This window comes from Rhodopseudomonas pseudopalustris (assembly GCF_900110435.1).
GTDB lineage: Bacteria > Pseudomonadota > Alphaproteobacteria > Rhizobiales > Xanthobacteraceae > Rhodopseudomonas > Rhodopseudomonas pseudopalustris.
Window position 1 is genome coordinate 46,703 of the sequence record NZ_FODT01000002.1, and the last position, 12,607, is coordinate 59,309.

A 12,607-nucleotide genomic window follows, 5' to 3' on the forward strand; every position below is an offset into this window, starting at 1 on the left:
AGCCTACCACGGGAAATCGGTAGGATGCCCGGCCGATGTTCAGGCGTTAGCAACAAATGATGGCTGCGTGCTTGCTTCCTGAAGCGTCTCCGCCTGCTGGGCAGCACCGTTGCTGGGGTTGTTGAGGCGGGGGAGGACGGCCGAGACCACTCGGATGGATGAGCATCCAGCCCCCGGAAACCCCCACCCACCCCCGATTGACAAAACGTCAGTCGATGCTATCAAAATGGCAACGGTATTTTGGGGAGAGTGAACGTGCGAGGGGTTGGCGTGTCGGCGATGACTGATTTCGATATCCATGCCCTGATCGAGCCGAAATCGATCGCAATGGTCGGTGTGTCTCCTGGTGCACCGAATTCATGGGGGTTCCGCACCATGCGGGTGCTGGCCGAGGGCGGCTATACCGGCGCGCTTTACGCCGTGCATCCGACCAAAACCGTTCCCGGTTTCGAGACCGTTCGCTCGCTTCGCGACAAGCCGGCGCCCGATCTGGTCGCGGTCTGCGTGCGCGCCGAGCAGGCCGTCGATGTGGTCCGCGAGGCGCGGGAGATCGGCGCCAAGGCCGCGATCGTTTTCGCGTCGAATTTTGCCGAAATCGGCGAGGATGGCGTCCGCCTGCAGCGTGAGCTGATCGAGGCCGCCGGCGACATGCCGTTTCTCGGGCCGAATTGTCTCGGCTTTTCCAATCGCACCGCGTCGGTGAAGATGTCGGTGGCGCCGTTTCTCAATCGGCCGTTGCTGCCGCCCGGTCCCGTTGCGCTGGTGGCGCAATCCGGCGCGCTCGGCCTCGTCCTTGCGCAATGCGTGGAGGAAAGCGGCGTCGGCTATTCGCACTTCATCAGCGTCGGCAATGAATGCGTGGTGACGGCGTCGATGCTGGCGCGGCAGCTCGTCGAGCGCGACGATGTCGGGATCGTCTTCATCTATCTCGAGACGCTGCGCGACCCGCAGGTGCTGGCGGAAGCCGCCGCGCGCGCCCATGCGCTCGGCAAGCGGATCATCGTGTTGAAGGCCGGCGCCTCCGACGCGGGCCGGCGCGCGGCGCTGTCGCACACCGCGGCGATTGCGGGCAACGACACGCTGTTCGGGGCGCTTGCGCGCGACATGGGCATCGTCAGCATTCGCGACGACGAAGGCGTTCAGCCCGTGCTGGCCGCGCTCCGGCGCGACTGGGTCATGCCGCCGAAGCCGCGGGTCGCGATCCTCAGCAATTCGGGCGGCGCGGGCGCGCTGCTGGCCGACCGGCTGGTGGCGGAAGGTGCGCGCGTCGAGGCGTTTTCCGAGCCGTTGCGGCAGGCGATCCGCCAGACCGGGCTGGTCGAGGCCGGCGATCAAAATCCGCTCGACATCGGCGGCGGTTGGGAAGCGTTGCTGGATCGCGTCGAGCCGTGTCTCGAAGTTCTCGACCACGCCGAAGAGGTCGACGCCGTCGTCGTCTACTATGCGTTCGGCGATATCATCGGCGCGAAGGTCGCGCCGATCGCCGACTATTGCGCGGCGATGTCGAAGCCGGCGGTGTTCGTCTGGCAGGCCGCGCCGTCGGAATTCTATGCCAGCGTCACGGCGCGCGACGTTCTCACCGGGACGATCGGCGGCGGGGTGCGCGCGGTCGTCGCGCAGATGGCTCTGGCCTCCGCCGGCGAGGTCGCGTGGCAGCGCCGCGATGTCGCCGCCGTGGCGTTGCCGGTGGTGCAGGCGGGCCAGTCCACCATCGCCGAGCTCGACGCGGGCGCCGTCCTGCGAAAGCTCGGGATCGGCGTCGTCGATGCGGTCGTGTCCGCGCGCGGACAGGCTGCCGCGGCAATCGCCGAAGTCGGCGCCAAGGGATGGACGCGCTGCGTCGTCAAGGGCAACGCCGCCGACGTCCTGCATCGCAACCGTGTCGGCCTGGTCGAAGTCGGCGTGCCGGTCGAACGGCTCGCCGAAGTCCTGGCGCGTTTCGAGCGGCGTCTGGACGAGGTGTCGTCCGATCCGCAGCGCAGTCTGCTGATTCAGCCGATGATCGCCTTCGAGGAGGAAATCGGCGTCGGCGCTCTGCTCGATCCGAATTACGGCCCCGCGATCCTGATCGGGCCCGGCGGCGTCGGCATCGAGGCGGCTTCGGGCGAGCGGCACGTCCTGCTGCTGAGCGCGTCCGATGAAGCGCGCGCGGCTTACCAGAGCCGTGTCGAAGACGCTTACGGCCTCGCGCCCGGAACGCTCGGGCCGGTCGTCGCCGGACTCGAGCGGCTGCTCGCGACGCCGACTATTTCCGAGATCGATATCAATCCGATGGTGCGAACGCCCGACGGCGGTCTCATCGCGCTGGATGCTCTCATCGTCGTCGAACCGCATCACCCGACGGCCGCCGCCTGACCGGCGGCGTAAAAAAACGATGCAACCCAGGGAAGGAAACCAGATGTCTCGCAGAATCATATCAGGCGTCGTGGCGCTGGCGGTTGTCGGCACCGCGTCGGCCCTCGTCGCGCAACCGGCGTCGATCACCATCGTCAATCCGGGCGGCCCCTATCTCGAGGCGACGCTGGAGGCCTGGGGCAAGACCTTCACCGAGAAGACCAACATCAAGGTGAAGGGCGACTCCCCGCAGAGCCTGCCGAAGATCCAGCAGATGGTCGGCGCCAAGAACGTGTCGTGGGATGTCGTCGAAGTGCCGCCGGTGTTCACGATGCGCCATTGCGGCACGCTGTTCGAAAAGCTCACGCCCGGCCTCGTCGACGCGGCGCGCGTCAATGCGGGTTTCGGCAATGAATGCGGCGTGCCGGATGCGGGCTACGCCAACATCATGCTCTACAACAAGACCAAGTTCGCGAAGGGCGGCCCGCAGAACTGGGCCGACTTCTTCGACGTCAAGAAGTTTCCCGGCAAGCGCGGCCTGTGGGACGGCGCCGAGGGCGTGAACCTCGAAATCGCGCTGCTGGCCGACGGCGTCGCTCCGGAGAATCTGTATCCGCTCGATCTCGATCGCGCGTTCCGCAAGCTCAGCGAACTCAAGCCGCATATCGTGTTCTGGCGAACCGGCGCGCAATCCACCCAGATGATGGAAAGCGGCGAAGTCGACATGATCATGGCGTGGTCGTCGCGCGCCTATCCGGCGCTGAAGAACGGCGCGCCGTTCGAGCCGGTGTGGAACCAGCACATCATCTACAACAACGTTCTGGCGATTCCGATGGGCGCGCCGAACAAGGCCGCCAGCGAAGCCTATATTCGGCATGCGCTCGAGGACAAACAGCAGGCCCGCATCACCGAACTCTATCCGGTCACGCCGGCGCTGATCGGCGCCGCTCCGAAGCTCGACGAGGCGGGCATGAAAGTCTTCGCCGGCACGCCTGAGCGGGCCAAAACCGCGATCCGCCTCAATCTGAAATGGGTCGCCGACAATTCCGAAGTGATCCAGAAGCGCTGGATCGAGTGGTTGAACTCCTGACCTCGTCGGGCGGGCGGCACTCGCCGCCCGCCCGTCTCCCGCTCGGATTGAAATCAGCTGTCGTGTCCAGAGTTTCGCCATGAACCCCGCACGCAATCCCAACGGCCTGTCGGTTCTTGTCGGCATCCAGCTGATGCTGCCGACGGCGGCATTCCTGGCGTTGTTCTTCGTCTGGCCGACGATTCTGATCGTCTCGCAGAGCTTGCTCGGCGAGGGCGGATGGTTGTCGCAATACACCATGTTCCTGTCGAGCGCGGGCTATGTGCGCATCCTGCTGCGCACGCTGGTCATGGCCGGCCTCGTCAGCACATTGTGCCTGATCATCGCCTATCCCTACGCGTATCTGATGAGCCAGGTGCGCGGCAACATGCTCACGGTGCTGATGGGCGTCGTGCTGATCTCGTTCTTCACCAGCGTGATGGTGCGATCCTTCGCGTGGATCGTGGTGATGCAGCGCAACGGCATCGTCGACCGTCTGGCGCAGTCTCTCGGCTTCGACTCGCTGGTGCTGCGCGGCTCCACCCTCGGCGTCACCATCGCGATGGTGCAGATCATGCTGCCGTTCATGATCTTTCCGCTCTACAGCACGATGGTCGGCATCGATCGTCGTCTCAATGTCGCCAGCAAGTCGCTCGGCGCGAATGGCTGGACCACATTCTGGCGGGTGTACTGGCCGCTGTCGCTGCCCGGCGTGGTCAGTGGCTGGGTCATCGTCTTCATCACTTCGCTGGGCTTCTACGTGATCCCCGGCCTGGTCGGTTCGCCGCAGGAGCAGCTGCTCTCGCAATTGATCTACACGCTGATCAACACCGTGTTGAACCTGCCGCTCGCTTCGGCCGCGTCGATGCTGCTGTTGCTGATGGCGCTCGCGGTGGTGCTGCCGGCGATGTCGCGGTTCGACGTCGCGGCCGGCGTGACGGCGCGGGCCGGACAGGTCAACGACACGACCGATCGTCGCTCCGCGTGGCTTTACGTCTGGGCGATCGTGGTCGGCGTTGCGCTGCTGCTGCCGAGCCTGGTCGTCATTCCCCTGAGCTTTCCGGGCAATGCCAGCTTCGCCTTTCCGCCGACCTCCTGGTCCACGCGATGGTACGAGCGGTTCTTCAGCAGCGACGAATGGTTCGGCGCGCTGCTGGCCTCCTTGCAGGTCGCCGTCATCACGATGGTGCTCGCCGTGGTGTTGTCCGTCAGCGCTGCGCTGGCGATCCGCCGGCTGCCGCCCTCGTTCCGCATCGTGCTGCGCTCCTTCGTGATGGCGCCGCGCATCGTGCCCGGCATCATCATCGCGATCGCGATCTATGGTCTGTTTCTCTCATGGGGTCTGACCGCGACCACCGCCGGCTTCGTGATCGCCCACACCGTTCTGGCGCTGCCGTTCTCCTTCATTCCGATCATGACGGCGCTCGAACAATTCGATACCCGGCTCGAGCAGGCTTCGGCGAGCCTCGGCGCCGGACGAACCAAAACCTTGTTCCGGGTGATGTTGCCGTTGATTTCGCCGGGACTTTTGACGGGCGGGTTGTTCGCCTTCGTCATCTCGTTCGACGAGGTCGTCGTCTCCCTCTTCATCAGCGGAACCGAACTGCGGACGCTTCCCGTCCAGATGTATCGGTCCGTCGCCACCGATATCGATCCGACCATCGCGGCGGCATCGACCATGCTTCTGCTCCTCACAATGGTGCTGGTGATCGGAAGCTCCATGCTCTCAAAGAAGTTTCAGCGTGCTCCATGACGAACATCAGAACCAACGGCGCTGCACTTGTCCTGAAAGATCTCGCGAAGACCTACGGTTCGCTCGCCGTGGTCCGAGATGTGTCGCTCACTGTCGCGCCGGGCGAGTTCGTCACCTTTCTCGGGCCGAGCGGTTCAGGCAAGACGACGACGCTCAATCTCATCGCCGGATTCACCGAGGCCAGCGCCGGCCGGATCACGCTCGACGGACGCGATCTCGGCAATGTGCCGGCGCATCAGCGCGGCATCGGCGTCGTGTTCCAGAGCTACGCGCTGTTCCCGCATATGACGGTGCGGCAGAATATCGCCTATCCGCTCGAACAGCGCCGGCCGCGGATGGACCGCAAGGCGATCGAGACGCAGGTCAGCGACGTCCTGCAATTGGTCGAGATGGCCGGATACGCCGACCGCCGGCCGCATCAATTGTCCGGCGGGCAGCAGCAGCGCGTCGCGCTCGCGCGTGCGGTGGTGTTCGAACCGAAATTGCTGTTGCTCGACGAGCCGCTCGGCGCGCTCGACAAGAGGTTGCGGGAAAGCCTGCAACTGGAGCTGCGCCGCATCCATCGTGAGCTGGGCGTCACCGTCATCTTCGTCACCCACGACCAGGACGAGGCGATGACGCTGTCGGATCGCATCGTGGTGTTCAACGAGGGCCGCATCGAGCAGGTCGGCACGCCGCAGCAGCTGTACGGGCAGCCGGCCACTGAGTTCGTCGCCCGCTTTCTCGGCGACTCGAACATCTTCCGCGGCCGGGTCGAGGACCAGCATCTGAATTGCGGCGCGTTCAACATCCGGCTGCCCGCGCCGGCCACGCCCGGTCCGCTGTCGGCGATGGTGCGCCCGGAAAAAATGCGGGTGAAGAAGGACGTCGCCGGCGCAGGCGAGGACGGCGTTGCCGCCACGCTCACCGACGTGACGTTCTCGGGCTCGACCTGGCGGGTCGAGGGGCATGATTCGGATGGCCGGACATTGTTGGCGCGGGTCGCCGACGGTTCGACCCTCCACATCGGCGAGATGGTCAATTTCGTCTGGTCCGTCGAGGACGTGCGTATCGTCGCCAGCGAAGCCCGGCCATGAGCGACGCGCGCCTCCAGCAGATCGCGCAACTGGCGCAGGGCGAGCCGCTCGCCGACCGTTCGGCGCATCTGCGCCGTCTGGCCGATAGCACGTTCGACATTCTGGTGATCGGCGGCGGCGCGACCGGTGCGGGCGTCGCGCTCGATGCGGTGACGCGCGGATTCTCGGTCGGGCTGATCGAGAAGGCCGACTTCGCCTCGGGCACCTCGTCGCGCTCGTCGAAAATGATCCACGGCGGCTTTCGCTACATGCAGACCGGCGACGTCGCGTTGGTGCGGGAATCGCTGCGCGAGCGCACCTTGCTGCAGTCGAACGCGCCGCATCTCGTGTCGCTGCTTCCGTTCTTGATCCCGCTGTTTCTCAAAGGGGGATTGATCAACCCGAAAGTGTCGCGCGCGCTCGGCGCAGCGCTGTGGAGCTATCAGTTCGCCGGCTCGTGGCGGATCGGTCGTCGCCATCGCCGGCTCAAGGCGTCGGAGGTGCTGGCGCATATGCCGGTGCTCGATCCCGACAAGGTCGGCGAAGGCTATCTGTTTCACGATCTGCGCACGGATGACGCGCGGCTGACGCTCGCGATCGCCGCCACTGCGGCGGCGCACGGCGCAGCGGTCGCCAATCACGCTGAATGCGTCGGCATCTCGGATGTCACGGCCGGATTGCGCCGGGTGTCCGTGAAGACGGCGGAAGGCGAGTTCACGGTTGCGACGCGGATGGTGATCAACGCCACCGGCATCTGGGCGGGAGAGCTGCTCGGCCACGCGCGACTGTCCGCTGCGCAGGGGCTGGTCGCCGCCAAGGGCACGCATCTGGTGTTTCCGCGACACGTGTTCGGCAACGACGTGGCGGTCAGCCTGCCCACGACAGACCGGCGCACGATGTCGGTCGTCGATGCAGGCGCCTTCAGCTATGTCGGATCGACCGACACGACGGCGGACTGCGCGATCGATGAGCCCGGCATCACGCAGCGGGACATCGACTATGTGCTGGCGGGCATCAACCGCAACGTCACGCGGCCGCTGAGCGAGGACGACATCACGGGCGGCTGGAGCGGCTTTCGGCCTCTGCTCGCGGATCAGAGCAAGGCGAGAACCGCCGACCTGTCGCGCAAGCATCGCATCACGCACGATGCGGACGGCTTCGTATCGGTGACCGGCGGCAAGCTCACGACCTATCGGGCGATGGCCGAAGAGGCCGTCGATGTCGCCGCGAAAGCGCTCGGCGGCGGCCGCGCTTGCCGCACCCGCAAGCTGCGCCTTCACGGCGCCAGCTCCGATTTCAAATTCTCCGCGCCGATCGGCCGGCTCACGCGCTACGGCGTTCAGGGCGCCAAGGTGGCCGCGCTCGCGGCGCGCGACGAAGCGCTGGCGCGCCCGATCACCAAAAACGCCGAGAGCCTGGTCGCCGAAGCCGTTTGGGGACTTCACGCCGAAATGGCCGGAAGTCTCGAGGATGTGCTGATGCGGCGGACGCGCGTCGGCCTGTTCGATGGCCGCGCCGTTTTGAAAGATCTCGATGTTCTGGGCGGCCAGATCATGGACTGGACGGATTGGTCCCCTGATCGCCGACAGCGAGAAATCGACGCGACGCGCCGGGTGCTGCGGCGTGAGCTTGGTCCCCTTGCGGCTTCGTCCGCCGTCACTCCCCCGATTGAAGTAAAGGATACATGATGCCAAAGGCCCTGCCCATTTCATCGCGACAGCCGCCGGCGCTGCCGGGAGGCGTGATGACGCGCGCGCAATTCCGCGGCGAGACGCTCAGCGGCCGCGCCGTCGCGGTGTCCGACGCCACGATCCGACAGCTGGAAGCCATCTGCCCGACCCGCGTGGATGACCACAGCCTGTTCGACTATGCGCGCGACTGGTGGCCTCTGGGTCTGGTCTGGTCGACGAGCGGTCATGTGGCGCGGCTGCCGTCGGCCGTGGTGATGCCGTCGACCGTCGACCAGATCGCAGCCGTGCTGCGGATCTGCAACGAGGCGCGCATTCCGGTCGTCGCGGCCGGTGGGCGCTCCGGCGTGCTTGGAAACTCGCTTCCGGTTTTCGGCGGCGTCGTGCTCGATACCACGCAGCTGTCTGGGATCCTCGATCTGCGGGAAGACGATCTCGTGGTCGACGTCCAGGCCGGCACGTTCGGCGACGATTTCGAAACCACGATGCAGGCCGCAGGTTACACCGCGGGGCATTGGCCGCAGTCGATCGCACTGTCCACCGTGGGCGGGTGGATCGCCTGCCGTGGCGCGGGGCAGATGTCGAGCCGATACGGCACGATCTCCGACATCACCATGAGCGTGACGGCCGTTCTCGCCGATGGCAGCGTCATCGACACCAGCGACTATTCGCACTCCGCGACCGGGCCCGACCTCACGCAACTCTTCGTCGGCTCGGAGGGCACGCTCGGCGTCATCACCTCGGCCCGCCTGCGGATCTCGCCGAAGTCCGATCACGCCCGCAATGCGGCGTTCGCCTTCCCGAGTTTCGCGGCGGGGGTGGCGGCGATCCGCCGCTTCGTACGCCGAGGGATGTCGCCTGCGATCGTGCGGCTTTACGACCAGGTCGAATCGCGGCGCAATTTCGGAACCACCAATCAATGCGTGTTGATCTTGCGCGACGAGGGCGATCCGGCCCTGATCGACGGACCCTGGCAAGCCGTTCTGGAGTCGTGCGACGGCGAGGCGCTCGGCGATGCTCTGGTCAAGCAATGGATGTCGCATCGTAACAACGTCAGCACGATGGGCGAACTGATCGCCGATCGCGCGCCGGATACGATGGAAGTCGCCGCGCCGTGGTCGCGGGTGGTCGAAATCTACGAGAAGACCACCGCCGCCATTTCGGCGATCGACGGCTCGCGCACTGCGACCGCGCATATCTCGCACGTCTATTCCGATCGGGTCGGGCTGTATTTCATGTTCGGCGGCCGCCCCGAACTGAACGCGCGTCCGGGATGGTACCGTCAGGTGTGGGACGCGGCCGCCACCACCGTGCTGCAGAATGGCGGCAATCTCAGCCACCATCATGGCATCGGCCTCGGCCGCGGACGTTTCATGCGGTCCGCGCTGGGCAGCAGCTTCGATGTTCTGGATCGGGTGAAGTCGGCGCTCGATCCGAACCGGATTTTGAACCCTGGCAAGATGGGCCTCGACAGTCCGTTCGGTCCGCCACCGGTGTGGTCGGATGACGTGACCGTTCCGCCCAAGACCGAGGCGCCGTGACCCGTTCCGTTCTGGTCATCGATTTCGGCACGACCAGCCTGCGCTTTTCGATTGTCTCCGCCACTGGAGACATTCTGGAAGCGCGGCGGGTGGTGCTGCCGACGCTCGCAGGTACGGCGGGCGAGGTGGCCTGGGACGGTGATCTCATCGCCGCAACGGTGCTGGCGGAAACCCGACGGCTCGCCGAAGACTGGCAGCCGCTCGGGATCGCGATCGCCAACCAGCGTGTCAGCTGTCTGCTGTGGGACGCCGCGAGCGGCCGCGCGCAGGGCCCGGTGTTGTCGTGGTCGGACGCGCGCACCGCGACGCTCGACCGCGCGCTGCGAAAATCCGGCAGCGGCCACATCCCCAATCTCACCGGCAGCAAGCTGCGCTGGTTGCTCGATCGCGTCGATCCGGATCGTCAGGCCGTCGCGGCAGGAACGCTGCGTGCGGGCACGCTGGACAGCTTCATCGTCTGGGTGCTGTCGGAGGGCCGCCTGCACGTCACCGATTTCACCAATGCGGCTCAGTCCGGACTTCTGCGCCAGGACACGCTGCGCTGGGATGAAGCATTGGCGAACCTGCTCGGCGTGCCGATGTCGATTCTGCCGCAGCCCGCGCTGTCGGTCGGGCCGTATGGATTCGCCGCCGCGATCGATCCGCATCTTCCGATCCTCGGAATGATCGGCGATCAGCAGGGATCGCTGCTGGGGCAGGGCTGCACGCAGCCCGGACAGGCCAAGCTGACCTTCGGGACGGTCGGCGCGCTCAACGTGGTTGTCGGCGATCGACCGACGACCGTGAGCAGCCGCGTGGCATTCGCCAATATTGCCTATAGCGACCGAAGCGGCGCCGTGTACGGCGCCGAGACCTCGATCCAATCCGCAGGCTCGGCGATCGAGTGGCTGGTCGAGATCGGCGTGCTGCCGAATCCCGCCGCGATCGACGACCTTGTCGATCCAGGCAAGCGCGCCGAGCGGGTGGTTTTCGTGTCGGCTTTGCACGGACTCGGCGCGCCGCACTGGAAGACGGGCGCGCGCGGCGCATTCCTCGGCCTGTCGGCCGCCGACGGACGCGAAGCACTGGTGCGCGCCGTGCTCGACGGCATCGTCTGCGCGACGGCGGACGCGCTGGACGGCCTCGAAACCGAACTCGGTCGCAGGCTCGACCGGATCAGCGTCGATGGTGGGCTGGCCGCCAGTGGTGCGTTCTGTTCGATCCTGGCCGCGACGCTCGGGCGCGATCTGGTCCGCGCCGCTCACCTCGAAGCGACGACGCTCGGCGCCGCGCGTATCGGCTTCAGTGCGCTCGGCGGCGCCGACGTCTTCACACCCGCGGCGGCGCAGCCGATCGTGCCGGCGCCCGGCACCGTGCCGGCGGATCGCGCGCGGGCGCGGCGCGCCACCGACATGGTCTTGCTCGAACAGTCGCAGAGCCTGGGAGACCGGCGGCCGTGATCGGCGCGGCCGACGAAACTGCTGTTCGCGCGCCGGCGACCTCGATGGTAGTGGGCGATCCCGACACATGCGACGGCCAACTTCTGCTATCGGCATTGCGGGGCGGGGCTTACCATCGTTTCGCGGCCGGCCGTTGAAAGGACCCGAAATGACGAAGACCAAAGACAAACAGCCGGACCGGGCGGTCGACGACGTTTCGGCCGATCAGGAATCGACAGCCGCCGAGAAGGTCGAGGAAGCCGCGCTTGCGATGATCGCAAGGGAAGGCGTTCTCGCCGGCCTCAATCTGAACGAGGTCGCCAAACATGCGGGCGTGACGCGCGGGCTGGTCTATCATCATTTCGGTTCACGCCGGGGTCTGTTGCGTGCGGCTCTCAAGCGCCGGATGTCCTCCGAACGCGACTCGTTTCAGACGCCGAGCGAGCCGATGCGGCTCGGCGCGCGTGTGGCCCACGCGATCCGCGCGACCATCAAGAACAAGGACATGCTGGCGCTGACCACGCTGCTGCATCTCGACGGCTCGACCGCGCCGCGCCTGATGCCGAATGCCGAACTGACGCTGGCGCTGATGCAGCGGGATCAGGCGTTGAATCTGCTGCCGGACGAACACGATTTGCCGGCGTTGCACGCCGCCTATGCGGCTGCGACCTATGGCTATGGCTTGTACCGCGAGGTGCTCGCCCGCGACCTCGCAGTTTCGGTCGACGAGTTGGACCGGCGTGTGATCGACGTCCTCACGCGGTTGTTCGACGGCATCGACAAGCCGGAGCCTGAAGCAGGATGACGTATCCCGGTTTCGGGATCGCGCCCGAACGCCCGAGGCGCATCGTCAGGCGTCGGCGTGGCCGGGCTGGGTGGGAGTCGTCAGCGCTTCGCTGATTTGCCACAGGCGGCGGTTCGCTTGCGCGTCGAGCGCCTGGGCGGGCGCCGGGATGGTCTTGCGATAGCCGAAATACTGACCACTGACGTTCGCCAGCTCCGGTGCTTTGGCGACATACAGCACCCGCCGCGCCGCCCGTTCGGGGGAGGGGATCGCCCAGCCCAGCAGCCGGGCAAACAGCTTCAACAGTAGGCCCTGCGCGCCATCGGTGCCGCCCAGGTTCGATCTGAAAACGCCCGGAAAGACGCAATTGACCGTCACGCCGCTGCCCTGCAGCCGGCGCGCCAGCTCGAAGGTGAAATGCAGATTGCCGAGCTTGGACTGGCCATAGGCCTGCATCAGGCCGTAGGGGCGCCGCTCCCAATTCAGATCATCGAAATCCAGCGCCGTGTTGATACGGGTGCCGACATTGACGATCCGCGCCGGCGCGCTCGCTTTGAGCAAATCCAGCAGCAGGTTGGTGAGCAGAAACGGGCCGAGGTGATTCACCGCCAGCGCACGCTCGATACCCTGTGGGCTGAGCCGTCGCTCGGCGAAGGCGGTGCCGGCATTGTTCACCAGCAGATGCAACTGCTCGAAGCGCTCATGCACCGACTGCGCGAGGGCGCGGATCGCTGACTGATCGGCCAGATCGGCGACGAAAAGATGCAGATCGTCGTTGCCCGTGGCGGCGCGGATGTCCTCCAGCGCCTGCTCGCCGCGGGCGCGATCGCGGACCACCAGCCCGACGCGCATATCGGCCGCCAGCGCTGCTGCGATGGCTTTGCCCAGCCCCGAATTCGCGCCTGTGACCAGGGCAGTCATTTTCCCCGCCGCGCTCGTGCTCATCGGTTTATCCCTTTCGCCGG

At 66.2% G+C, this 12,607-nt stretch carries 9 protein-coding genes; 8 read left to right on the forward strand and 1 reads right to left on the reverse strand.

The features are described from left to right. The first annotated feature begins 279 nt into the window (after positions 1-279). The 8 genes from BMY71_RS03560 to BMY71_RS03595 all read left to right on the forward strand — a co-directional run bounded on the left by BMY71_RS03560 (position 280) and on the right by BMY71_RS03595 (position 11,663). Positions 280-2,355, forward strand: coding sequence for an acetate--CoA ligase family protein (locus BMY71_RS03560; RefSeq protein ID WP_092681808.1), 2,076 nt, complete (start codon positions 280-282; stop codon positions 2,353-2,355). A 43-nt stretch (positions 2,356-2,398) separates the two neighbouring features. Then, entirely contained in the window at positions 2,399-3,424 is a 1,026-nt protein-coding gene (locus BMY71_RS03565) for an ABC transporter substrate-binding protein (protein WP_175557604.1), read from the forward strand. Positions 3,425-3,503: 79 nt separating this feature from the next. Then, complete coding sequence (locus BMY71_RS03570; protein ID WP_092681812.1) at positions 3,504-5,156, forward strand: ABC transporter permease subunit; 1,653 nt, start codon at positions 3,504-3,506, stop codon at positions 5,154-5,156. Further along, positions 5,153-6,232 carry an ABC transporter ATP-binding protein gene (locus BMY71_RS03575; RefSeq protein WP_092681814.1) on the forward strand — a complete coding sequence of 360 codons (1,080 nt, stop codon included), beginning with the start codon at positions 5,153-5,155 and terminating at the stop codon, positions 6,230-6,232. Before BMY71_RS03570 ends, BMY71_RS03575 begins: the two co-directional genes overlap by 4 nt. Further along, entirely contained in the window at positions 6,229-7,899 is a 1,671-nt protein-coding gene (locus BMY71_RS03580) for a glycerol-3-phosphate dehydrogenase/oxidase (RefSeq protein WP_092681816.1), read from the forward strand. The genes BMY71_RS03575 and BMY71_RS03580 overlap by 4 nt, the downstream gene beginning before the upstream one ends. Further along, entirely contained in the window at positions 7,899-9,440 is a 1,542-nt protein-coding gene (locus BMY71_RS03585) for an FAD-binding oxidoreductase (RefSeq protein WP_175557605.1), read from the forward strand. The genes BMY71_RS03580 and BMY71_RS03585 overlap by 1 nt, the downstream gene beginning before the upstream one ends. After that, on the forward strand, positions 9,437-10,879 hold the full coding sequence (locus BMY71_RS03590; protein ID WP_092681820.1) for an FGGY family carbohydrate kinase: 1,443 nt from the start codon (positions 9,437-9,439) through the stop codon (positions 10,877-10,879). Before BMY71_RS03585 ends, BMY71_RS03590 begins: the two co-directional genes overlap by 4 nt. Positions 10,880-11,027: 148 nt before the next feature. Then, positions 11,028-11,663 carry a TetR/AcrR family transcriptional regulator gene (locus BMY71_RS03595; RefSeq protein WP_175557606.1) on the forward strand — a complete coding sequence of 212 codons (636 nt, stop codon included), beginning with the start codon at positions 11,028-11,030 and terminating at the stop codon, positions 11,661-11,663. Positions 11,664-11,708: 45 nt separating this feature from the next. Here the strand turns inward: BMY71_RS03595 and BMY71_RS03600 are convergent, their stop codons facing one another. Then, on the reverse strand, positions 11,709-12,587 hold the full coding sequence (locus tag BMY71_RS03600) for an SDR family NAD(P)-dependent oxidoreductase (RefSeq protein WP_092681824.1): 879 nt from the start codon (positions 12,585-12,587) through the stop codon (positions 11,709-11,711). Between the last annotated feature and the right edge of the window lie 20 nt (positions 12,588-12,607).